General features: G+C 67.6%; 22 protein-coding genes. 9 read left to right on the top strand and 13 right to left on the bottom strand.

Translation table 11 applies throughout. From position 1 onward, the window contains the following. Nucleotides 1-199: 199 nt before the first annotated feature. Genes BOS5A_RS05105 through BOS5A_RS05090 form a run of 4 tightly spaced genes read left to right on the top strand, consistent with a single transcriptional unit; the run spans nucleotide 200 to nucleotide 4,246 of the window. Complete coding sequence (locus tag BOS5A_RS05105) at nucleotides 200-1,060, top strand: glycosyltransferase (RefSeq protein WP_234419212.1); 861 nt, start codon at nucleotides 200-202, stop codon at nucleotides 1,058-1,060. Next, nucleotides 1,060-2,028, top strand: a complete 969-nt coding sequence (locus tag BOS5A_RS05100) for a glycosyltransferase family 2 protein (RefSeq protein ID WP_234419211.1) — start codon at nucleotides 1,060-1,062, stop codon at nucleotides 2,026-2,028. The genes BOS5A_RS05105 and BOS5A_RS05100 overlap by 1 nt, the downstream gene beginning before the upstream one ends. Further along, on the top strand, nucleotides 2,025-2,948 hold the full coding sequence (locus tag BOS5A_RS05095; protein ID WP_151954093.1) for an endonuclease/exonuclease/phosphatase family protein: 924 nt from the start codon (nucleotides 2,025-2,027) through the stop codon (nucleotides 2,946-2,948). Before BOS5A_RS05100 ends, BOS5A_RS05095 begins: the two co-directional genes overlap by 4 nt. Continuing rightward, entirely contained in the window at nucleotides 2,945-4,246 is a 1,302-nt protein-coding gene (locus BOS5A_RS05090) for an outer membrane beta-barrel protein (protein WP_151954092.1), read from the top strand. Before BOS5A_RS05095 ends, BOS5A_RS05090 begins: the two co-directional genes overlap by 4 nt. A gap of 25 nt (nucleotides 4,247-4,271) precedes the next feature. On the opposite strand, the gene BOS5A_RS05085 is transcribed toward BOS5A_RS05090, so the two are convergent. The 4 genes from BOS5A_RS05085 to BOS5A_RS05070 form a co-directional block, all read right to left on the bottom strand. Beyond that, nucleotides 4,272-4,958, bottom strand: a complete 687-nt coding sequence (locus BOS5A_RS05085; protein ID WP_151954091.1) for a serine acetyltransferase — start codon at nucleotides 4,956-4,958, stop codon at nucleotides 4,272-4,274. Continuing rightward, the gene (locus BOS5A_RS05080; RefSeq protein WP_151954090.1) at nucleotides 4,958-5,506 is read right to left on the bottom strand and encodes a polysaccharide biosynthesis/export family protein; all 549 of its coding nucleotides are present in this window, start codon (nucleotides 5,504-5,506) and stop codon (nucleotides 4,958-4,960) included. The genes BOS5A_RS05085 and BOS5A_RS05080 overlap by 1 nt, the downstream gene beginning before the upstream one ends. Further along, on the bottom strand, nucleotides 5,503-6,693 hold the full coding sequence (locus tag BOS5A_RS05075) for a glycosyltransferase (protein WP_234419210.1): 1,191 nt from the start codon (nucleotides 6,691-6,693) through the stop codon (nucleotides 5,503-5,505). The genes BOS5A_RS05080 and BOS5A_RS05075 overlap by 4 nt, the downstream gene beginning before the upstream one ends. A 115-nt stretch (nucleotides 6,694-6,808) precedes the next feature. After that, a complete protein-coding gene (locus tag BOS5A_RS05070; RefSeq protein WP_151954089.1) occupies nucleotides 6,809-9,010 on the bottom strand; it encodes a calcium-binding protein in 2,202 nt (733 codons plus the stop codon). Nucleotides 9,011-9,200: 190 nt separating this feature from the next. Here BOS5A_RS05070 and BOS5A_RS05065 point away from each other — a divergent pair, with 190 nt between their 5' ends. Next, a complete protein-coding gene (locus BOS5A_RS05065; protein ID WP_151954088.1) occupies nucleotides 9,201-9,494 on the top strand; it encodes a hypothetical protein in 294 nt (97 codons plus the stop codon). Here the strand turns inward: BOS5A_RS05065 and BOS5A_RS05060 are convergent. The 3 genes from BOS5A_RS05060 to BOS5A_RS05050 all read right to left on the bottom strand — a co-directional run bounded on the left by BOS5A_RS05060 (nucleotide 9,452) and on the right by BOS5A_RS05050 (nucleotide 13,698). Continuing rightward, nucleotides 9,452-10,594: a glycosyltransferase family 4 protein gene (locus BOS5A_RS05060; RefSeq protein WP_234419209.1), complete on the bottom strand. Its 1,143-nt coding sequence runs from the start codon at nucleotides 10,592-10,594 to the stop codon at nucleotides 9,452-9,454. The genes BOS5A_RS05065 and BOS5A_RS05060 overlap by 43 nt on opposite strands. Before the next feature lie 162 nt (nucleotides 10,595-10,756). After that, a complete protein-coding gene (locus tag BOS5A_RS05055) occupies nucleotides 10,757-13,102 on the bottom strand; it encodes a putative bifunctional diguanylate cyclase/phosphodiesterase (RefSeq protein WP_151954087.1) in 2,346 nt (781 codons plus the stop codon). Next, on the bottom strand, nucleotides 13,099-13,698 hold the full coding sequence (locus tag BOS5A_RS05050; protein ID WP_151954086.1) for a methylamine utilization protein: 600 nt from the start codon (nucleotides 13,696-13,698) through the stop codon (nucleotides 13,099-13,101). Before BOS5A_RS05050 ends, BOS5A_RS05055 begins: the two co-directional genes overlap by 4 nt. 105 nt (nucleotides 13,699-13,803) lie before the next feature. On the opposite strand from BOS5A_RS05050, the gene BOS5A_RS05045 reads away from it, so the two are divergent. The 4 genes from BOS5A_RS05045 (at nucleotide 13,804) to BOS5A_RS05030 (ending at nucleotide 17,133) form a co-directional block, all read left to right on the top strand. Then, the gene (locus BOS5A_RS05045) at nucleotides 13,804-14,682 is read left to right on the top strand and encodes a DUF3034 family protein (protein WP_151954085.1); all 879 of its coding nucleotides are present in this window, start codon (nucleotides 13,804-13,806) and stop codon (nucleotides 14,680-14,682) included. After that, complete coding sequence (locus BOS5A_RS05040; RefSeq protein WP_151954084.1) at nucleotides 14,682-15,164, top strand: group I truncated hemoglobin; 483 nt, start codon at nucleotides 14,682-14,684, stop codon at nucleotides 15,162-15,164. The genes BOS5A_RS05045 and BOS5A_RS05040 overlap by 1 nt, the downstream gene beginning before the upstream one ends. 121 nt (nucleotides 15,165-15,285) lie before the next feature. Next, nucleotides 15,286-16,512, top strand: coding sequence for a c-type cytochrome (locus tag BOS5A_RS05035; protein ID WP_199857216.1), 1,227 nt, complete (start codon nucleotides 15,286-15,288; stop codon nucleotides 16,510-16,512). An 87-nt stretch (nucleotides 16,513-16,599) separates the two neighbouring features. Further along, complete coding sequence (locus BOS5A_RS05030; RefSeq protein ID WP_151954082.1) at nucleotides 16,600-17,133, top strand: c-type cytochrome; 534 nt, start codon at nucleotides 16,600-16,602, stop codon at nucleotides 17,131-17,133. Here BOS5A_RS05030 and BOS5A_RS05025 read toward each other — a convergent pair. Genes BOS5A_RS05025 through ppsR form a run of 6 tightly spaced genes read right to left on the bottom strand, consistent with a single transcriptional unit; the run spans nucleotide 17,126 to nucleotide 22,746 of the window. After that, the gene (locus BOS5A_RS05025) at nucleotides 17,126-17,338 is read right to left on the bottom strand and encodes a hypothetical protein (protein WP_151954081.1); all 213 of its coding nucleotides are present in this window, start codon (nucleotides 17,336-17,338) and stop codon (nucleotides 17,126-17,128) included. The two genes, BOS5A_RS05030 and BOS5A_RS05025, sit on opposite strands and share 8 nt — an antisense overlap. 50 nt (nucleotides 17,339-17,388) lie before the next feature. Next, nucleotides 17,389-17,868: a TspO/MBR family protein gene (locus BOS5A_RS05020; protein ID WP_199857214.1), complete on the bottom strand. Its 480-nt coding sequence runs from the start codon at nucleotides 17,866-17,868 to the stop codon at nucleotides 17,389-17,391. A 5-nt stretch (nucleotides 17,869-17,873) separates the two neighbouring features. Then, nucleotides 17,874-19,055 carry a geranylgeranyl diphosphate reductase gene (locus BOS5A_RS05015; RefSeq protein WP_151954080.1) on the bottom strand — a complete coding sequence of 394 codons (1,182 nt, stop codon included), beginning with the start codon at nucleotides 19,053-19,055 and terminating at the stop codon, nucleotides 17,874-17,876. Continuing rightward, on the bottom strand, nucleotides 19,052-20,347 hold the full coding sequence (locus tag BOS5A_RS05010) for a BCD family MFS transporter (RefSeq protein ID WP_151954515.1): 1,296 nt from the start codon (nucleotides 20,345-20,347) through the stop codon (nucleotides 19,052-19,054). The genes BOS5A_RS05015 and BOS5A_RS05010 overlap by 4 nt, the downstream gene beginning before the upstream one ends. 17 nt (nucleotides 20,348-20,364) lie before the next feature. Further along, nucleotides 20,365-21,273, bottom strand: a complete 909-nt coding sequence (gene chlG / locus BOS5A_RS05005) for a chlorophyll synthase ChlG (protein WP_151954079.1) — start codon at nucleotides 21,271-21,273, stop codon at nucleotides 20,365-20,367. 48 nt (nucleotides 21,274-21,321) lie between these two features. Next, nucleotides 21,322-22,746, bottom strand: coding sequence for a transcriptional regulator PpsR (gene ppsR, locus BOS5A_RS05000; RefSeq protein ID WP_151954078.1), 1,425 nt, complete (start codon nucleotides 22,744-22,746; stop codon nucleotides 21,322-21,324). Between the last annotated feature and the right edge of the window lie 6 nt (nucleotides 22,747-22,752).

Genomic DNA, 22,752 nt, shown 5'->3' with positions numbered 1-22,752 from the left:
GCGACGTAACGAGCGATACGCGCGACGGCCAAGGTGCACGCAGAATTCGAATATCGGGTCATCGGCATGACGGGGCGCTTCACCTTCGCAGACGCAGCAATTTCTTGACGCTCGGTTCGTCGCGCGGAAGGACGATGCGGATGCAGGACGTCGGACGAGGTGACGAGTCGTGACGCGCGCAGTGGTGAGCGTCCCATTGATGAGCGTCGTTGTGCCCGTCTGGAACGGCGAGGCAGTGATCCGTCGCTGCCTCGACGCGCTGTCGCGTCAGACGATCGATCGCGCGCGCTACGACATCATCGTGGTGGACAACGGTTCGAGCGATCGCACCGCCGACATCGTGCGCGAATATCCGGACATCACCCTGCTCGCCGAACTAACCCCCGGCTCCTATGCTGCGCGCAACACCGCCATCGCGGCCGCGGGCGCGACGCTGATCGCCTTTACCGATGCCGATTGCGTACCCGCGCCCGACTGGCTCGAGGCCGGGCTCGCTGCGGCAGCGGCGAACCCCGACTTCGGGGTCCTTGCCGGACAGATCGACCTGTTCGAGGAAGGTGCTCCCGGCGCGCGCGTCTATGCCGATTACGAACGCCTGTTCAGCTTCCCGCAGGTCCATGCCGCGCGCGGCAATTGCGCGACAGCGAACTGGATCAGCCGCGCCGAAGTGCTGCGCGCGCTGGGCGGATTCGACGCGGCGCTGAAATCGGGCGGCGACCGCCAGATGGCGCTCCGCATCCGCGACGCGGGGCACCCGCTCATCTATGTGCCGCAGATGGTCGTGCGCCACCCGGTGCGCGCCGACCGCGCCGAGCTCGTCCGCAAGCGCCGCCGGCTGAGCGGCGGGCGCTGGGACCGCACCCGCGACGCACCGCGCCTCGCGCGTGTTCTCGGCGTGACCGCGGTGGACACGCTGCGTCGCCTGCGCCGCGCCGCCGTCTCGCCCGGCTTTTCCTTTGGCCAGCGGCTCGCGATGATGCGGCTGACGCTGTCGCTCGCCAGCGTCGCGACGGGTGAGTTCGTGCGGCTCGCGCGTGGCCACAAGGCGGCGCGCGACTGATGGCGCCGCCGCCAATAGCGCCGCCGCGCTTTTCCGTCGTCATGCCGCTCTACAACAAGGCCGCGCATGTCCGGGATGCGATCGCAAGCGTCCAGCGCCAGACCCTGCCGGCGCACGAGATCATCGTCGTCGATAACGCCTCTAGCGACGAAGGGCGAGCGATTGCTGCGGCGATCAACGACCCGACGATCCGCCTGCTCGATCTCGCGACGCCGGGACCGGGCGGTTATGCCGGGCGCAATCTCGGCATCGAAGCCGCGACCGGCGACTGGATCGCCTTTCTCGATGCAGACGATCTGTGGCACCCCGATCATCTCGCGGTGCTCGCCCGCGGCATCGCCGACGCGCCGGATGTCGATGCCGCCGCGACACGGTTCGATCATGTCTTCGCCGATCGCCGTCAGCCGCAGCGCATCGCACCGGCTTTGACCGACGCAGTGACGCTCGATTTCGCCGGCTTCCTCGAAAACTGGCTGGCAGTGCGCGAATGCCCGATGTGGACGGGCGCGATCGCGATCCGGCGGTCTGCCATCCTCGCGGCCGGCGGCTTTCCTCATGGCAAGGCAGTGCGCGGCGGCGACAAGGATTTGTGGCTGCGCGTCCTGCGTGTTGGCCGGCTGCGCTACCTTCCCGACACCACCGCCGACTTCCACCGCGATTCGGACAACAAGGTCAGCAAATCGACGACGACGCTCGACCTGCCGCTGCTGGTCCACACCGCGCGCATGCTGATCGCCGATTCCGCCCCGCACGAGGCCGCGCTGCTCCGCCGGCTCGCGAACCAGGAGATCGCGCATTACGCGCGCTACGCGATGAAATATCCCGGCCGCACAGCGATCCGGGCGCGCGATGTGTATCTGCCTGAAGGGTTGGGCATCGCCGCGCTCGTTCTCGCCGCGCAGATCGTGCCGGCAGGCCTGCGCCGGCGCGGACACCGATTGCGCCAGATGCTGGCCGCACGCCGATGAGAGCGTTGCCGATGCTTGGGCGGACGCTCGTCGTTGCCGCCGCGTTGTTCGCATGGCTGGCGCTGCTCGGCATCTGGGTGCCGACGCTCGATGTGCTCGCGTCCTTCCTTCCGCTCATCGGCGCAGCGCTGCTGGTCGGCGTGATCCTCGCCGGGCGCTCCTCTCGCTGGCTGCTTCCGCTCGCTGCGGTCGCCGCCGCGCCGGTGGCTTTCGCCACCACGCACGAAGCGATGCGCGCCATCCCCGCAGCGACCACGACCGCACGGCCGCTTCGAGTCCTTACGCATAATGTCTGGGTCGATAATGCCACCCCGGGAGCGACCGGCGCGGCGATCGCGGCGGCGGCGCCGGACATCGCGCTGCTGCAGGAAACGTCGCGCAGCCGCCCCCTGCTGCTCGCTGCGGCTGCCGGAACCCTCCCTTACGCCACGCGGTGCCCGAACAACCGCTGCGGCCTCGCGATCCTGTCGCGCTGGCCGATCCGCGCCTCTGGCTATTTCCTGAAGGACGCGCACGGACTCGCCTTCGGTCCGCCGATCCTGTGGGCGACGATCGCGGTGCCCGGCGGCGCGCCGGTCACCGTTGCGACGCTCCACTATCCCTGGCCGCTTCCCGCCGCACGGGCAGCATCCGCCCGTGCAGCGATGGCGCGCGCGCTCGGCCGTATCGATCGCAATGCGCTCATCCTCGGCGGCGACATGAACCTGACGCCGTGGAGCGCCGCGATGCGCCACCAGGACACCGCCTTAGCGCCGCTCGTTCGGATGACGTGCGCGGCGTGGAGCTGGCCGAGCGGCTTCGCGTTCCTGCCGATCGACCAGCTCTATGCCGGTCCAGCCTGGGGCGTGATCGGCGTGACGCGGCTGGCCGCGGCGGGCTCCGACCATCTTCCTCTGCTTGTAACGTTAGGGCGCCGATGAGGCCGAAACTGATTGTCTTTGCCGGCATGGCGAACGCGCTATGCGCGGGCGTCGCGCACGCGCAAACCTCCGACGCTACCGACCTTGCCGGCCGCGCGAGTTCGGCGAGCGCCTTCGGCCGCGATCGCAACATCAGCGTGATGGAGCGCGAGCATCCCGAATATGAGCCGGTGCCGATGCACCTCGGCATCCTCGAGCTCACCCCGTCGATGGCGATCGGCACCGGCTATGACGACAATCTCTTCGCGGTCGGCGCGCCGCGCATCGACGACGCCTATCTCCATGTCGTCCCGCGGTTGAAGATCGTGCGGCCGTCACCCAACCTGAAATGGACGCTGAGCGGCCAGTTCGATCTCACCCGCTACGCCAATCGCACCAGCGAGAACCAGACCAACTACCGCGTCGATGGCTCTGCGCATTACGTCATCAGCAACGCGACGACATTCGACCTGTCCGCGCTCCACGGCCGTTTCGCTCAGGAGCGCACCGATCCCGATTCGCCGGTGCTCGCGACCCGGCCGATCCGCTTCACGATCACCGAAGGATCGGGGACGCTGAGCCAGGTCTTCAACCGTGTCCGCCTGCGGGCGCAAATCAGCGCGGAAAAGCGCGATTACCGCGACGGCACCGATCCGCTGGGCGGCGTGGTCGATCAGGATTTCCGAGACCGCACGACCTACACCGGCACCGGCACTGGCGAATACGCGTTCAGCCCGAGCCTCTCGCTCTTCGGCGCAGTGTCCTACAACATCCGGGACTATCGCACGCGGGTCGGCCCCGTGCCCGCACGCGACTCGCGCGGTTACGAGATCGCCGCCGGCTCCAGCTTCGAGCTCGGCGCGAAGATGCGCGGATCGCTGCGCGCCGGCTATCTGGCGCAGCATTACCGCGATCCGTTCTTCCAGGACATTTCGGGCCTGCTGGTGCGCGGCGAGCTGGAATATTTCCTGACGCCTCTCGTCACGCTCACCGCCAATGTCGATCGCAGCGTCAACGAAACGGGCATCCTCGACGCCGCAGGCTATCTTGCGACGACCGCGTCGGTGCGCGCCGATTACGAATTGCTGCGCAACCTTATCCTCAGCGCCAGTGTCGAGAAGGAGCGGCGCAACTACAACAACATCGACCGCGACGACGATCGCTGGAACTACCGCGCCTTCGGCGTCTACCGCCTCAGCCCGCGCGTCGCGCTGCGCGCCGATGTGCTGCGGCGGACGCAGGACAGCGCCGGGCTGCTGGCGGGTCGCGAGTTCGAAAAGACCCGCGTGTCGCTCGGCGTGACGATATCGGGGCTCTGACCTCTCCCGCCCTTACAGCAGAGCGTCAGGCTGGTGTCGCCTCCAGCACCCGCTTGCCGACGCCCGGATAGGCATCGACGCACGCCGCCAGCAGCGCAGGCGGCGCCATGCGGTTGATATATCCGTCCGACCCTTGATCCGACACGATCTTTGCCGGAATACCAACGGCGACCCCGTGCGGGGGCACGTCCTTCGTCACCACGGCATTGGCGCCGATCGCCGCATCCGGACCCACAGCGATCCCGCCGATGATCTTCGCGCCCGATCCCAGAAAACTGCGATCCTTGACCACCGGCGCGCCCGTGCGCGCGCCACGGTTCATATAACCGAGCACGACGCCGTGGGTCAGGTTGACGTTGCTCCCCAGCACCGCGTCACCGTGAATGTAGAAACCGCCGAACCGGTTGAGGAACAGCCCCGGCCCGATCTCGGTATATTCGGGAATCGCGAAACCATATTTGTAGCGCGCGCGCAGCAGCAGCAGTTTCGACAGCGGATAGAGCCCGAACGCCTTAGCCGGCTTGCGCTTCAGCCAGCCGCACGTCCGCATCAGCACGGTATATTTGTATCCCGGCGTGAAGGCATAATGGCGCACGAAGCTCTTCAGATCGACGCGCCCAGCATAGCGGTAGAGATCCGCGGCGAGCAGCGCCTTCAGCTTGGCGAAGCTGACCGCGCACCCGCGCAGATGCGGCTCGCCCGTCTCCTCCATCAGAAATACCGTTCCGAAAAGCGCACCGTGTCGCCGGGCATGATCGCGAAATCGGCGGTCATCGGATATTCGGTTTCGCCCGCCTCGCCGGCACGCTTCACGAACACCTTGTTCTGGTTCGCGCGGTAGGTGTAGCCGTCCGCCTTGGCGATCGCACCGCGCACCGTCAGCCCGGGGGTAAAGGGATACTCACCCGGCTTCTGCACCTCGCCCAGCACATAGATGGGGCGATAGTTCAGCACCTCGACCGCGACCTTGGGGTTCAGCAGATAGCCGCCGCCCAGCTTTGCCTCAAGCGAACGGGCGAAGGCTGCGGGATCGAGCCCGGCCGCCTGCATGTCACCGATCAGCGGAAAGGCGACGGTACCCGCTGGCGTCACCTGAAACTCGCCGGTCAGCGTCGGCTCGCCATAGGTCGTGATCTTCAGCTTGTCCCCCGACGCCAGTTTCAGCGCATCGGCCGCTGGCGGCGGGCCGCCGCCCGGCACCGGGGTCTGCCCGACACAAGCGGAAAGCAGCATGAGCGCTAGGGCGAAAGCAAACTTCATCGGACGATTCCTGACGACAGGGAAAGGGAGGATGGGGTCGCGCCGCCAGCGCGCGATGGCGCCAGTGCGGCGTCGATGCGACGCCAATAGCGTTCGGTCGCCTGCGCCACGCCGTAATCGAGCGAGCGGCGGCGAGCGGCGTCCGCGGCCTGGGTGCGGCGCGGCTCACTGGCGACCTCGCGCAAGGCCGCCGCAAAGGCGGTGACATCGTTGGGCGGCACCAGCGCACCGGCCGCGACCGGCCGCGCTTCGCTAACGACACCGCGTGGCAGATCGGCCAGAATTTCCGACGGTCCCGACGCGCAGTTGGTCGCGACGACCGGCAGCTCGCAGGCCATCGCCTCGACCAGCCCGTTCGGAAAGCCTTCCGCATTGGACGACATCGCGAACAGCCGCGCACGCGCCAGAACCGCGAAGGGATTTTCGACGAAGCCCGGCAGATGCACGCGGCCGACAAGCCTGCGCGCGGCGACCCGCGCCTCGAGCGCGGCACGTTCTAGCCCCTCGCCCATGATGACGAGATCATGCGTCAATCCGGACGCGGCGAACGCGTCGATCAACAGCGCAAAGTTCTTGTTCGGCACCAGCCGGCCTGCCGCGACGATATAGTCGCCGTCGATCGCCAGAAGCGGCCGCGCCGCCGCCTGCGCCGCGATCGCGTCATGATCGACCGGGTTCGCGAACGCGCTGACCCGCGCCCGCGCGACGCCGAAATTTTCCACCAGATCGTCGGCAACCCCGTCCGACACCGCGATCACATGCGACGCGCGCGGATAGGCCAGCCGGACCATCGCGCGCGCCGCCATTGCGCCCGCCCCGCTGCCGAGATGCGCGCTCGTATTCACCCGCTCGCTCAACAGCCAAGGCCGCCCCCGCCCCGCCATTGCAACCGCGGTCGCGACATTCGCGCGCGTCAGGAAGGACAGCGCCGTGTCGGGGTTCAGCCGCCCGACCAATCGACGCAGCTGGAGGATGCTCGCCCCTAGCCGGTGCCGCGAATCGAGCTGAGTCACCGCGATCCAGTCCGGTAACGCATAGGCGCGCGGTTCATCGTCGAGCAGCGCGAGATGCATATCGTAGCGATCCCGCCACGGCGCCGACGCGCCAAGAATCGTCGCGAGCACCCGCTCCGCCCCGCCGCCGGCGAGCGAATTGATGACGAACAAGATCGTCGCCCGTGCGACCATGAGCCCTCATGCGCGGCGCGACCGCAAGATCGGCCGCGCGCGGAGGATATCACGCGCGCGTGCTGCAATGCACCATGGCCGGGGGCGCCCGTCGCTTTGCGCGGGCAACCCGTCGCTACATCAGGATCAGATCATAGGAATGCAGCGCGAAGACATCGTGCAGCACGATGCTGCTGTCGCCGACATGCACCACGAGTCCGTCGCTGGTCATCGTCGTCGTATAGGCCGCCGCTGCGGCCCCGAAGGCGGAGAGATCGATCTTGTCCCCCTCCGCCGACGAGAAATCGAGGATGTCGTCGATCCCCGATCCGGGCGCGAAGACGAAATGATCCGCGCCCGTGCCCCCGATCAGCGTGTCGTGACCGCCGCCGCCGACAATCATGTCGTTGCCCGCGCCACCGTCGATCCGGTCGTCGCCCCCCGTGACGCCCGCCGCCATGATCGCGCCGTCGCCGTAGAGCCGGTCATCGCCATCATTGCCGTAAAGCGTATCCCGCCCGCCGACCGCGTTACCGGTCATCGTCATCGCATCACCGTAGAGCGTGTCGTTGCCGGCCCCGCCCGACAGGTTGTCGACTCCGCCATGCGCGGTGCCACCCATCGTCTCTGCGTCGCCGAACAGGATATCGTTGCCGTCGCCCCCGCGCAGCATGTCGCGCGCACCGGTCGTGCTCAGCCAATTGACGTCACCGATGAGCCGATCGTCGCCCGCGCCGCCATCCAGCGTATCGGCCTGCCATCCGCCGAGCAGCATGTCATGGCCGTCGCCGCCGTTCAGCGTGTCGTTGCCGTTGCCGCCCTGAAGCGAATCGTTGCCCGCCCCGCCATTGAGCGTGTCGTTGCCATCGAGTCCGATCAGTGTGTCGTGGCCGATGCCGCCGGTGATGATGTTGGCAAGCGCGTTGCCAGTGCCGGTAAAATCGCCGGGACCGATATGCGTCAGGTTCTCCAGGTTCGCACCAAGCGTGTAGCGCGCGAGCGTCGTCGCCGCATGGTCGATCCCGCCCGGCGCAGCCTCGGCAATCGTGTCGCGCGCGGAATCGACGAAGAAGTGATCGTCCGCCGCCGTTCCGAAGAAATGGTCGTCGCTGGCCCCGCGAAGGACCGACGATACCCACGCCGAGATCGCCGGATCGTTCGCCGACCACCCTGCAGACGCGCTGCCCACCGCCGCGACACTGCTTTCGGCAAGCGTCGGCAGCCCGACGAGCGACAGCAGCGTGCTCAACGTCAGCAGGATCGAGTCCGCGGCATGGACGATCTGCACCCCATCCAGAACCAACGCGCCCTCCGACGAGATCACCTTCGTCCGCGACCCGGCATCCGCAAAGGCGCTGTCGCTGATCGCCACCTTCGCCCCGGCGGCGATCCAAAGCTGGTTCTGCTCGGACGACCCGCCCCGCCAGACGGGGTTGAGGCCAATCGAATCGCTCATCGTGATCTCGCCCCAGAACCGGTAGTTCCGCGCGTTCTCCGATGCGACCGCGCCGATCAGCACCGTGTCGCTGGATTTCAGATCATAGCCACCGTCGCTGTTGCCGCTCGCGACGGTATTTTCGAACAATACGCCGTAAACCCCGCGCTCGGTCGCGAAGCCGTCGCCGTTCAGATAGGTGCTGCCGCTCCCTGCGCTCTGCACATTGGCCATGACGGTGTTGCGGATCACGACGCCGTGCACCGTGCCGTCGAGGTGGATGCCCTCCGGCAGATCGTCCCCCACCTGCCCCGCCATGTCGGCGCGCACATTCTCGATCACCACGTCGTGGGTATCGTATTGCAGGCGAATCGCCTCGCGCGAGAAGCCGGTCACCGTCACATCGCGGATGGTGAGGCCGGAGATCGTCGCGCTGGTGCCGCTCGCCAGATTCTCGAAGAAGCGGCGCGCATTATGGACATCGACCTGATCGATCGTGATGTCGGCGATGTCGGCACTTGCGCGAAACGCGGTCCCAACATTGCTGATGTCGATATCCTGAAAGACCAGATGGTTGGTACCGCTGCCGAGCTTGAACAGCTCGTTGCCGGCGGCGTCGCCCGCATGCCAGTCGACCGGCCGCGTGCCGTTGAACTGCGCCGCCATCGCATTGCCGAAGTGATCGATCCCGCGAATCGTGACGGGAAGCCCGTCCGCGCCGCCGTGCGCGACGGGGATGATCCCGCTCGTCTGATAGATGCCAGCATCGGCGATCAACAGCACCTGCCCGCCAGCGCCCGCCTTGACGATCTGCGTATCGAGCGCGCCGATCGGCGCTGCATTCTCGATGCTCGATCCCGATTTGTCGCCGGCGCCGGTGGGCGAGATGTAGCGCGTACCCATGGTTTTCACTCGCGTTCGGACCGTGGCGCCGCCGCGGCGACGCCTTGTCAAAGTCCGGCTGACGTGATCGCGGATGCCGCCCCCGGCCGTGTCAGTCCGCCGCTCGTGAGGGTCTGTCTGTCACGATGCGCCTGCCCAAAGGGTCAACATGCGTTATTAGCGGCGCGCTAAGCATGATGGAGCGCACGCGATGGACGTATCGAGACGCGGCCTGATCGGCGGCGCGATTGCAGCACTTCCCGCCGGATCGCTGGCGGTGGCTGTCGCCGAGGATCCGTTACGCCCGCCCTTTCACATCGCGCGAGCCTCTGCCGGTGCGTGGCAGTTCCGAAGCTGGACGTGGGAGGCGGGCGCCTGGCGTCCGTTGACCGGCGAAATCGTCTCGGACGGGGCGCGCCTGCAGGTGATGGGACACCCCGACCGCCGCGATACGGGCGCGCTTCAGGCCGCGCTGGTGCGGATTTCCGGCGACATTGCAGGCTGAAGCGCGCGGTAAAGACCTAGCGTTTCCTCCGCCGCCCGGTCCCACGAGAAACGCGCGCGGACTCCGGCGGAATCCGCGCGCAATGCCCCAGGATCGCGCGAAAGCATCGCGGCCAGCGCATCGACATCGCCGACCGGAAAGTAATTCGCCGCCGGCAGACCGATATCGCGATTCGCGGGAATATCGCTCAGCACCATCGCCGCGCCCTCGCTCGCCGCCTCCAGCGCGGCGATCGGCAGGCCTTCGTGGTAGGACGGCATGGCGAACATCGCGGCGCGGCGATACAGCATCGCGAGCACCGCGCGCGATTGCACGCCGGCAAAGATCACGTCCGCCCCGGCGTTCGCCATCAGATCGCGCGCGTAAGGACTGTCATGGTTGGCCCCGCCGACGATGACGAGCTTTCGTCCAGCGGGCGCCAGCCGGTGCGCGGCGATGAGATCGTGCAGCCCCTTTTCCGGCACCAGCCGCGCGACTGCGAGGAGGAAGGGCGCATCGCCAATCCCCAGCCGCGCCAGCATCGCATCGGGCGCGTCATCCTGCGGCAATTTCGGGGCGCCATTGGGGATATAGTGGACCGCCATGGCCTTGCGCGGAAAGTTCGCCCGCAACTGATCGGCGAGCGAGGGCGAAATCGCGATGATCCGATCGGCATAGGCTAGCGCCGCGCGCTCGCCGGCGCGCAGCACCGCCTTTGCGAACGGTCCCCATTTCGCGCGGTCGTAATCGGTGCCGTGATGCGTCACGATCACCCGCAGGCCGAGTGCGCGCGCGAGCGGGGTGAGGATCGCCGGCCCGATCGCATGGATATGAAGCACCCGCGCGCCGCGCCGCTTCGCTTCGAACACCGCGCCCAGCGTGCTCAGGATCGTTTCGAAGTTCTTCGACCGCGGACAGGGAAGCCCGACGATCTCGACGTCGCGCCACATCCGCTTCGGCTCGGCGAGATATGGCGCGCGACCGAGCACCACGATCCGCTGCTCGGGCGCGAGCGCCGCGATCCGCGGCAGCAGTTCCTCGCAGTGGCTTTCGATCCCGCCCATCACATCGGGAAACCCGCGCAAGCCCGTGACGCAGATCGGGGGTGGCGCAGTCTTCACGTGCGTCGTCCTCCCCGAACGCCAATGACGCGTATTCCTGGGCCGATCGCCGAAAGCATATGCTGCACTTGCGAAGGTCGGTGCAACCGTCAACCTACCGGCGGTGGACGGTGTCGCTGGCGCGCCGACGGGTCGATTCGCGAGTTATCCGAACCGCTAGGATTAGGCCGCGGCGACGCTTCCGCAGGCAGACTCGATCAGACGCCCCGCGGCCGCACCATCGATCGGGCGGCTGAACAGATAGCCCTGAATGCTCGAACATCCCTGGCTGCGCAGCCGGTCGAGCTGGCTCGAATCCTCGACGCCCTCGGCGGTCGTTTCCATATGCAGCGCGGTCGCCAGATCGACGATCGCGCGCACGATCGCCGCTGCACCGCTATCCTGCGCGACGCTGTCGACGAAGGACTTGTCGATCTTGATCTTGTCGAACGGGAAGCTGCGCAGATAGCTGAGCGAGGAATAGCCCGTGCCGAAATCGTCGAGCGCCACGCGGATGCCCATCGCGCGAAGCTGGTGCAGCAGCGCCACGACCGGTTCCTCTCCGTCGAGAAACACCGATTCGGTGATCTCGATCTCCAGCCGCTGCGGGTTTAGGCCGCTGCGTGCGAGCGCCTGCATCACGACCGCGGCGAACCCCGGATTGCGGAACTGGATCGGCGACACGTTCACCGCGATCCGAACGGTGCTCGGCCAGGATTTCGCCTCCCGGCATGCCTCGTGGAGCACCCATTCGCCGATCGCGATGATCAGGCCGGTGTCCTCGGCGACCGGGATGAACTCGACCGGCGATACCAGTCCGCGCGTCGGGTGATCCCAGCGCAAAAGCGCCTCGAACCCGCTGATGCTGTCGGATTTCAGATCGTAGATCGGCTGGTAGTTCAGCCGGAACTGGCCGGTCTTCAGCGCGGTTCGCAGGTCGAGCTCGAGCTGCCGCCGCGCCCGCGCCGCCTGGTCGAGCGAGGTTTCGAAGAAGCGATACACCCCGCGCCCGTCCTGCTTGGCACGGTAGAGCGCGAGGTCGGCGTTCTTGAGCAGCTGGTCGGCATCGACGCCGTCGCCCGGGCCGATCGCGATCCCGACGCTGACCCCGGTCGGGATGATATGCCCCTGCACGTCGATCGGCTCGACGAGCGCATCGAGAATCGTCTGCGCAAGCGCGCGCGGCCGGTCATCGTCGAACGCTTCGGCCAGGATGATCGCGAACTCATCACCGCCTAGCCGCGCGACCAGCCCATCGGGCGCCAGGTCGAGCAGCATCAGTCCGACGCGGCGCAGCAGCGCGTCGCCGACCGGGTGGCCCAGCGTGTCGTTGATGCCCTTGAACCCGTCGAGATCGAGGCACAGCACGGCGACCCGGTCGCCCGTCCGCGTCAGCCGCGCGATGCTCTGGTCGAGCGACTGGCGGAAGAAGGTACGATTAGGCAGGTCGGTCAGCGAGTCGTGGAAGGCCAAGTGCGTGATGCGATGCTCGCGCTCGACGATGCCCGCCGACATGCGATTGAAGCTTTCCGCCAGCTGCCCGATCTCGTCGATACCCGTCACCGAGACCTCGGTGCGCGTGCCCTCTTCCAGCGTCTGTGCGGCCCGCTGGAGGGCGGCGACCGGCTGCGCGATAGTGCGTGCAAGACGCAGACTGCCGAGCACGACGATCACCAGAACGATAAGGCCGGCGAGGATGATGCCGATCTGGATCGGCCGGAACGGCGCGAGCGCAAGGTCGGTCGGGTAGCGCAGGAGCAAAGCGGCCTCGGCCGGTCCTGTGGGTCCGGCGAGCGGGCGGGCGAGCGCGAAGGCGCGCCCCTCGCGCAGATCGAGCGTGGTCGGAATCCGTCGGACATTCGCGCGCGCGACCAGTTCGTCGATCGCAGGCCCCGCCGCGATCGATCCGTCCGCCGCGTGCCAGTGCCCCCTGTCGTCGCGCTGCAGGATCGTGGCGACCAGCGGGATCGCGGATAGTTTCTCAAGATTGCGCATCTCGCCCGCGTCGAGGCGCACGGCGAAAACCACCCACCCGATCGCGGTCGGTGCAAGGATCGGCGACTGGATCAGGCGATAAGTCTCGCGGCCGACCGTAACCACCGCATCCCGGCGCCCGTCGGGCAGATCGTCGGGCAGGCGCGCAATCGCCGCCGCGAGCGCACCGCTCGCGCCGGTCACATGCCCGTCCAAACCGACCACCGCCGCGATCGATGTGCCAGCCCGCGCCTTCAGCGTCGCCAGCGCGGAGACGATCGTCGCCGCATCGCCGCTCGCGACAGCCGAGCGAAAGCCGAAATCCCGCGCGAGCACGTCGGCCGATCCGGCGAGCGACCGCTCGCGCATGGCCCAAAGCCGGTCATAGACCGTGCCGCTTGCCGCGAGTTCACCGTTCACCGATTGCCGCGCCCGATCCTGGATCACCACCTGCGCGACGACGGCCACGACGACGAAGCCGATCGCGAACAGCCCGGCGTAGAGCACCGCCAGCCGCGTGCGCAGGTGCGTGAAGCGGATTGGTCGCAGGGTCATCGTCGGATGTTGACCGCCGTGCTCAGCCCCGACGCAGCCACGGCGACGGGCTGCGACAGGATGTTGCGTGCCGCGCGGATCGACGGATGCCAGACGCTGAGCGTCGCTTTCCCGGCGGGCACACCGTTGATCGTCACCCGGCCCGATGCGTCGGAAATCGCGGCAAAGGGCGTCGCGGTCACGAAGACGAACCCGCTCATCGAATCATGGATGTTGCACCCGAGCGCGACGGCGCCCGGCTTGTCGAAGGTCACCGTCTTCGTCTCGTCACGGCCATAGAGTTTCAGATCGAACTTCTTCGGCGCGGAAAAGGAATAGACGTGATGGCGCACCTTGTCCCGATTGGGAAAGCTGACCGTCGCCCCCACCGGCACGACGATGATATGGGGGTCGAACGCGATCCTTTGCTGTGCCATCACATAGGTACCGCGCGGCGCAGGCGCGGGGACGCCCGCCACTTCGACGGTGACGACCGCATTCGCCAGCGGCTTCCCGTCGCTGCCCGTCACGACAACCGTTACTGGCGAGGCGCGCGCCACCGAAGCGCCGAACGTCGGGCACAGAATGGCAAGGGCTGCGAAAAGGATGGCGCGCATAAGCCGCTCGTACAGCGCAGCAACTTCCAACCGGTAAAAGCCGCGTTAAGGCGATTTCAACCATAATGGATCAAATCGAGGCCTGTGTTTTCAAAGGCGGCCACAATGATTCCCCTTGCAAGGCTATTGCCCGCCGCCGCCGCGCTGTCCGTCCTCGCGACGCCCGCTGCGGCACGCGAACGCCGCGATGGCGGGAAGCTGCTGCTCACCGGCGGCGTGTCGAGCGTCGAGGGCGCGGCCGGCGGCGGGCTTGCGAGCTGGGCGGTGATCGGCGGCAACGAAACCGAGGACGGCATCGGCGGCAGCGCCCACGCCACCTATGTCGCGCTGCCCGATTTCGACCTGACGAGCTATGGCGCGGCGATCGGCTGGCGCGACCGGGTAGAGCTTACCTATGCGCACCAGAGCTTCGACACGCGCTCGGCGGGTGCGGCGCTCGGGCTGGGTCGCGGCTTCACCTTCGCGCAGGACGTCTTCGGGGCGAAGGTCCGCGTTCTTGGTGATGCGGTGTGGGATCAGGACAGCATCCTGCCGCAGATCGCGATCGGCGTGCAGCACAAGCGCGCGGACAAGGCGACGATCATCCATGCGGTCGGCGGCAAGGAAAGCCGCGGCACGGATTTCTACGCGTCGGCGACGAAGGTGATTCTCTCGCGGAGCATCGTGCTCGACGCGACGGTGCGGTTCACGAAAGCCAACCAGTTCGGGCTGCTCGGCTTCGGCGGCGACAGACAGGCGAACCGCGCGGCGCAGTTCGAAGGCTCGGCGGGCATGCTCGTCACCCGCAAATTGCTCGTCGGCGGGGAATATCGCACGAAGCCCGACAATCTCGGCTTCGCGAAGGAAGACGACAGCTACGATCTTTTCGCAGCCTGGGCGGTCGGGCGCCGCGTAGCGGTGACAGCCGCCTACACAGCGCTTGGCAGCATCGCGACGTTCAAGCGTCAGAACGGGCTTTTCGCCTCGATCCAGGGGAGTTTCTGATGATCGCCGTCCTCCTGCTCGCACCTATCCTCGCCGCACAGGCCGTTCCCGCCGGGGAGGACCCGGTCGATCCCTACACCCAAAGCAACGCCAATGCCGGCGCGACCCCGTTCACGGGCGACAGCATGTGGCGCGCCTTCCGCGAGCGCGAGGGCGTGGCGCGGATCGTGGAGGGCATGGTGACCCGTAACCTCGCCGATCCGCGTATCTCCGACATCTTCAAGAACCAGGACCTCGTCCGGCTGCGCCGCACGCTGAACGAGCAGTTCTGCTACATCCTGAACGGCGGCTGCGCCTATACCGGCCGGACGATGCGCGATGCGCACAAGGATATGGGCATCCAGACCGCCGACATGACCGCGCTGGTCGAGAATCTCCAGGCCGCGATGCGCGCCGAGCATGTCGCCTTTGCCGCGCAGAACCGGTTTCTGGCCAAGCTGGCGCCGATGCGGCGTGACGTGCTCCAGCGCCCCGCGCGCTGATCCCACGCCCGTCGACGACGGAACCGTTTCGCCTTCCAAACGTCATCCCGCTGACGACGGGACAGGATGTGGGAAGCATCGCTTGGGCACAGGTTTTCGCAAAGGGCCGTTAGCATCGGCGATGTTCCCGCCGAAGCTCGGCCAATGGCTGGGTCCCCTGTTCGCCGCTGGCGCCGCGGCGGTGCTGGTCGCGGTCATCGTGCTTACCAGCGGAATCGCCGATCTCTCCGCCTCGACGCCGCACCCCGCGGGCTGGGCGTCGTTTCTTCATTCGGTGTTTTCGCGGTCGACAGCGCATCATGCCAGCGATGTCGCTGTTCCGGCGGATTTCGGAACGCCCGCGATGGCGGCGAAAGGCGCGCGCTATTACGGCATGGCTTGCGCGCATTGCCATGCCGGGCCGGGTTTCGGCCAGAACCCCGTCGTCCTGTCGATGCGCCCCCGTCCGCAGCATTTCCCGGAAGTGCTCTCGCGGTTCAGCGACCGCGAACTGTTTTGGATCGTCAAGCACGGCGTCAAATACAGCGCGATGCCGGCGTGGACGGTGCAGGACCGCGACGACGAAGTCTGGTCGGTGGTCTCGTTCCTGCGCGTGCTGCCGAAGCTTTCGCCGCAGCGCTTCGTCTCCGTCGCTTACGGACGGACTGGGACAGCGACCAAGCCCGACCCGATCGGCCCTGTCGTCGCCGGTTCGGCGAGCCGCCCTTACACCATGCCCAATGTGGGCGAATATCCGCTCGACAGCCGCTACACGGCGCCGGCTTACGGGTTCGACGAGTTTGCGATAGGCGGGACAGTGACGGCTACGTGCGCGCGGTGCCATGGGCCGCAAGGCACGGGCTATCCCGGCGGGCTGCTGCCCAACATCACGCTGCTCGATCCGACCTATTTCCGCGATACGCTTACCAAATTCGCGACCGGTGCGCGGCACAGCGGCTTCATGCTGCCCGTCGCGACCCAGCTCAGCCCCGCGCAGATCGACGCGCTCGCCCGCTACTACACCGCGCAGCCGCGCCCCGGCCCTTCGGGACCCGCCCCGTCCCCGGCGCTCGTCGCGATGGGAGAAAGCATCGCAACGGGCGGTCTCGGCGCGCGGCGGCAGGATGCGTGCGCCAATTGCCACGACATCAACCGCGCCTCGGCCAAGGCCTTCCCCAGTCTCGACGGTCAGCACGCGCTGTATCTGCGCCAGCGTATGAACCGCTTCCGCGACCGCCGCGCGCAGGAGCGGCCGGCGGGCAATCCGATGCTCGCGATCGCGGCGCGGATGAACGACCGCGAGATCGATGCGGTCGCAGCCTATTATGCCTCGCTGCCGGTGAGAAAGAGCCGGGCGGCGGCGAAATGATTGTCAAGGCAATTGGACAAGTCCCGGAGAATGGTGTCAACTGAACCGAACGGGAGAGTCGATAACTGGCAGGTGAGGAGTGTGAGAATGCAATCCCGACCGATGAGACGTTTCGGCCATCTGGCGATCGGCGCCGCGTGCGTGACCTTCGCGCTCGCTGCGTGTTCCAAAAAGGCGGACGATACCGCCACGACGACGACCGAAACCGCGAGCACCAGCGCCGCGGGCAACACCGCGACGACGACCACCACAACGACGACGGCCCCCGCGCCGGCCGCCGACAACACCGATACGGTGAGCGGCGCCAAGCTCGCCAGCTTCACCGGCGACGCGACGAAGGGCCAGACCGTCTTCATCCAGTGCAAGACCTGTCACGACGTCGCCGTGAACAAGATCGGCCCGCATCTGCAGGGCGTCGTCGGACGCAAGGCGGGCAGTGTCGCGGATTTCAATTATTCGCCCGCCAACAAGAACAGCGGCATCACCTGGACGCCCGAAAAGCTGTTTCAGTATCTGGAAAATCCGCAGCGGGTGGTTCCCGGCACCAAGATGACCTTCGCCGGGATCAGCGATCCGCAGAAGCGCGCCGACGTCATCGCCTATCTGGGCACGCTCAAATAACCTTGCCCGCGTCCCCTCGCCGGCGGAGGTCGGCGAGGTGGACGGGGAATGCCATCATCAGCGGCGCCGCGATCCACGGCCATGCAGCGCCGGTCAACGCGCCGCGTAGCGCAACCATCATCAACGCCCCGGGAAGGAGTCGCAGCGCCGCGTCGCGCGTGCGCCATCCGCCACGCGTGGTCAGCCAGATGAATTCGACCAGCATGACCGCAAGCACCAGATCGGCGGCGTGGCCATGGCGGAACAGCCAGTCGATCAGTGGAACGGCCCGTTCAGCTTGACGATCGTCATATTGAGATAACCCGCAAAGGTGACCCAGCCGAGATAGGGCAGCAGCAGGACGGCCCCGACGATCGATCGTCGCCAGATCAAAAGGATCAGCGCCAGGATCGACACCCACAGCACCAGAAGCTCGAACAGCGCCAGATCGGGACGGTGGAGCCTAAAGAACAACAGGCTCCACAGGATATTGAGGAACCCGTTCAGCGCGAAGACGCCGATGAGCCAGTCCTGCTCGCGCCGCCCCTCCATCGCCTGCCAGCCGGTGACGACACCGAGGACGTTCAGCGCGAAGATCGCGGTCCACGCCGCGCCATAGGCCGCATCGGGCGGCGCCCAGCGCGGCATGCGCAGCGCGTGATACCATGGGCCCAATTCGGTAAGCGTCATGCCGACCAGCGCGACGATCGCGACCATGACGGCTGCGACCACGACGATCGGAAACAGGCGGACCATATCCTTCAGCTTGCCGAACCCAGAAGATGGCGCAAATCCTGAAAGAAGATGCGGATGTGGGCGAGCGGCCGGCCGCGGACGAGGCGCTTGTGCATATAGGCCTGCCAGGTCAGTGCCTGGACGTCCGGGTTGGCGCACATCGCGACGAAGCGTTCGCGCCGCTTGTCGCTGGAATACCAGAAATACTGCATGATCCCGAGGATCCGGAACACCCGGCCGTGCGCCCGCAGGAAGCGCTTGCGCGCACCGCGCAGCACCCGCGCATCGCCGGTCGTCAGGAACGCATCGAGCGTCTCCGCGGCGATCCGCCCGCTTGCCATCGCGTAGTAGATTCCCTCGCCCGACGCAGGCGCCACCACGCCAGCTGCATCGCCTGCGACCAGCACGTCGCGGCCATTGTCCCACCGGCGAAGCGGCTTGAGCGGGATCGGGGCGCCTTCCCGCCGAACGGTCTCGCAATCCGCAAGCCCGCAGGCTTCGCGCAGCGCCGCGACGGAACTGCGCGGGGCAAAGCCCTTGACCGCACTGCCGACGCCGATGCTGGCGGTGTCGCCGTGGGGAAAGACCCAGGCATAGAAATCGGGTGACAATTTGCCCTGATAATAGACGTCGCAGCGTGACGCCTCGAAGCCATCACCGCCATTGGCCGGCGACCGGATGATCTCGTGATAGGCAGTCACGCATTTGGGATTGTCGGCGCCGTCGATCGCCGCGCGGGCGACGGCCGAGCGCGCGCCGTCCGCCCCGAGCACGCTGCGCGCGCGGACGCGGTGCTCCGCCCCGCCACGGTCCTCGGCATAGACGACGAGCGCGCAGCCATCGGTGTCGCGTTCGATCCGCCGGAACGTGCCCGTCCTTCGCTCGGCCCCCACCAGCGCCGCCCGCGCGCGGAGCCATTCGTCGAATGTGTCGCGGTCGACGAGCCCGACGAACCCGTCGCCGACCGGCATGTCGACCCGCGCATCGGACGGCGCGATCATCCGCGCGGAGGTTGCGCGCGCGACGAGCAAATGATCGGGGATGTCGAAATCGGCGATGGCGCGCGGCGGGATCGCGCCGCCGCACGGCTTCGTCCGCCCGCCGCGATCGAGAAGCAGCACGCGCCGCCCCGCCCGCGCGAGGTCCGTTGCCGCCGTCGCGCCCGCCGGACCGCCACCGACGATAACATTATCGTATTCGGGCGTCACGCCGCCAGTTCCGCAAGGCGCGGCGCGGGTCGCGGTCCGGTCGCGCGCAGCGCCAGCGCAGCGGCGGCGAGGAACAGCAGCGCTTCGGCCGCGAACACCAGCGTGAAGGCGCGATCGGTCTTGCCGATCAGCACGCGCAGGGCGTCCACCCCCGCCGCGCCGGTCAGTCCACCGAGGCCGAAGGCGATCGCCTGCGCCGCGCCCCACACCCCCATGCGGATGCCCTCGCGCCGTGCACCGCCTGCACCGGCGAGCGACATCATCGCGCCGATCGCCGCTACTGCGAACACGCCGTTCGCAAAACCGAGAAGCGCAATGTTCGCCGCAAGCGGCCACGCCGCGCCCATCCGCGCGCCGATCGCCAGCCCGGCCAGCGCCACCGCCGACCCCACGCAACCCGCGAAGATCCACCGTCTCAGCCCCGCAGCACTGCGTCCGCCGAACGCGCTCGCCCCCACCCCCACAAGGATCATGCCGACGAGCACACCGCCATGCTGAACGCCCGACAATTGGGTCGATTGGCCGGGCGTGTAGCCGAACAGCAACCCCGCAAAGGGCTCCAGGATCATGTCCTGCATCGAATAGGCGAGCATCGAGACGAAGACGAAGACCGTGAAACGCCGTGCCTCCGCATCGCTCCACATCTCGACGAGCGCCGCGCGCATGTCGGGCGCCGGCGCATCCGCCGCTTCCGCAACCGGCGTGGCGACGCCTTCGACCCCGATGACAGCCAGCAGCGAGACTAGGAACGCGGCAAGCGCGACACCGCCGACGACGAGCGCGAGCCGGCCTTGCGAAAACGGATCGATCAGCGCGCCGGCAATCCCCGCGGTCACCACGATCCCGGCGATCATCATGATCCAGGTAATCGCTGCCGCCGCGGGCCGCCGCGCCGGATCGACCTTCGCGGCGAGGAGCGCGAGCAGCGAGGTGCCCGCCGCGCCGACCCCGGCCCCGATCATCGCGAACGCCCCGATCGCCAGCGCATAGCCGGACCATGACCGCGCTGCGAGCAGCGTCAGCGTATCCACCGCGAGCACCGAGCCCAGTGCCAGCATGCCCATGCCGCCGACGATCCACGGCGTCCGCCGCCTGCCCTTGTCCGACCCGTGTCCCCAGGCTGGCCGCGACAGCTGCACCGCATAATGCCACGCCACCAGCCCCGCCGGGAGCGCGGCGGGCAGCGCATATTCGACCACCATCACCCGGTTGAGCAGCGAGGTCGCGAGCATCACCATCGCGCCGATCGCGCTCTGGACGAGGCCGAGCCGGACGATCGAGACCCAGCCCATCCCGGTCCGCGCGTCGTTCACAGCCCGAACACCGCGCCAAGGCCGAACGCGCTTGCGAGCATCCCGACCACATACATCGACGTGCCGACCGCGTTATACCACGGCGCGCGCGCAACCGGATCGCCGAGCATGCGCATCATCGCGCGAATCTGCCCCGCGATCAGCAGCGCGACGATCGCCGCGACGAGATGATGCCCCCAGAATGCGAGCAGCGCGACGACGACGAGTTGCGGCACCGTCATCACGACGCAGGCCAGCCGCGCGGCGCGATCGACCCCCACGACCGCGGGCAGCGACCGGATGCCGGTCTGTCGATCACCTTCCACCGCCTTGAAATCGTTGAGGGTCATGATGCCGTGCGCACCGACGCTGTAGAGCGCAAGGATCACGAGCACTGGCGTTGCGGGCAGCGCGCCCGCCATCACGCTCGCGCCGGTAAACCAGGTCAGCCCCTCATAGGTCAACGCGACGACCGCCGGCCCCCAGATGCCGCTCGCCTTCAGCCGGAACGGCGGCGCGCTATAGGCCCAGGCGCAGGCGAGTCCCAGCAGGGTCGCGGCAAAGACCCACGGCCCCGTAGCCCATGCGACGACCGCGGACACCAGCGTGCCGAAACACGCGATCCACAGCCCCCATTGCCCCGCAATCCGGCCCGATGGGATGGGCCGCGCCGGCTCGTTGATCGCATCGACATGCCGGTCGAACCAGTCGTTGATCGCCTGGCTCGTCCCGCAAACCAGCGGCCCGGTCAGCGCCACGCCGGCGATCAGGAACGGCAGCCGGTCGGTGACCGGAACGCCGGAAGAGACAACGCCGCAAAGGAAGGCCCAGATCGGCGGAAACCAGGTGATCGGCTTCGATAATTCCACCACGTCGCGCAGCCGCGGCATGGGCAGTCCCGGCGTCGATGTGGTCGAGCGAGCCATGGCAGGACGCTATGCCTGACAGGCGGACGCGTCAAATCAAACTGACACTCATTCCGGCCCGGACGGAAGGCTTCCCAAGCCGTGACGGTGAAGCTTGGAATACAGGCTCTGCCGGCTGACGCCCAGGATTTCCGCCGCAGACGCGCGATTGTCGTCCGTGTAGGCGAGCGCCGCCTCGATGCAGAGCCGCTCGATGAGATCGGTTGATTCGCGCACGATTTCCTTCAGGCTCATCCGCCCGACGAGTTGCGTGAGTTGATCGACCGAGCGCGGCAGGTCCAGCCCCGGTTCCGGAATCGCGCGCAACCGCCGGCCGACGTCGCGAATCGTGAAGCCGAAGCAGGCGCCGTGCGCGTCGCTTGCCGCCACGCCCGACACCTCGATCTCCTCCTGGCCACCACCCGAGCTGCGCAGGATCGTCGCGACGTTGCGCACCGCGCCATGCTCGCGAATCTGCCCGAGGATCAGATCGAGATCGATTCCCGGGCGGCCGAGCCAGTCCCCGAGCGATGCGCCGATCAGGCGATCGGCCGACGGCGCTTGGGTGAGTTCGACGAACGCCGCGTTCGCCGCAAGGATCGCCATATCGCCATCGACGAGGACGAACGCATCGGGCATCCGCTCGACGACATCGGCCAGTCGCGCATCGGAAACCACGTCGGTGTTCGCCGCGGCTTCCAGCGGCTCGATCCGCACCAGCAGCAGCGCGACCCGCGCTTGGCGGAACAGCTTTGCGGCGATCTGCGCGACGCCCCCCTGCCGGGCGAGCCGCATCGTCGCTGGCGCCGCGCCCTCGACCGCCTCCGCCGCGCCCAGATACCCGACCAGCGCCTCGCGGGCATCGGCTGCCACGATCGCTGTCACCGGCTGGTTGGCAAGCGCGCCGTCCTTCACGCCCAGCAAGCGGTGCGCCGCGGGGTTCGCCTCGCGTATGCGGCGCGATGCGGCATCGACGATCAGCACCGGCTCGTGCGCCAGATCGAAGAGCATCCGGTAGCGCGCTTCGGCCTGTCGCAGCCGGATATAGTCGCGCTCCAGCGATTGCTGGGTCTGGAGCAGACGCTGCTGCGTGGCAGCGGCGCTGCGCATGTCGCGCCCCACGGCGATCAGCCGTCCGTCGCCCAGCGCCATCGTGAGGTAGCGGATCGGCACTTCGCCATTGTCGGTGACGTGGTTGACCTGCCGCCAGCGGCCCTCGTCACCCGCACCGGCGATCATCTCCGCGACCTTGGGCCGGCTCTCGATCGTCACGGTTTCCGACCATGCCCGCCCGATCCAGGTCGCGACGCCATATTGGGCAAGGTCGCGGTCGGCGATCGCGGTGTCGAGCACCACGCCGTCTCTATCGACCACAAGCGTGATGTCGCCGACCGCGCCGAGAATGCGCGCCGCGGCATCTGCGGAAAGTGCGCCGGGCACCGTATCAGGTGCGGTAAAGCCCTTGGGGATGGCGGGGGCGTGATGCGTAGTCATCGAACG

The sequence above is a fragment of the Sphingomonas sp. EC-HK361 genome, from assembly GCF_902498785.1.
In the GTDB taxonomy this organism is placed as follows: domain Bacteria; phylum Pseudomonadota; class Alphaproteobacteria; order Sphingomonadales; family Sphingomonadaceae; genus Sphingomonas.
Note: the sequence above shows the minus strand (reverse complement) of the source record. Positions and strands in the feature narration are given on the sequence as shown.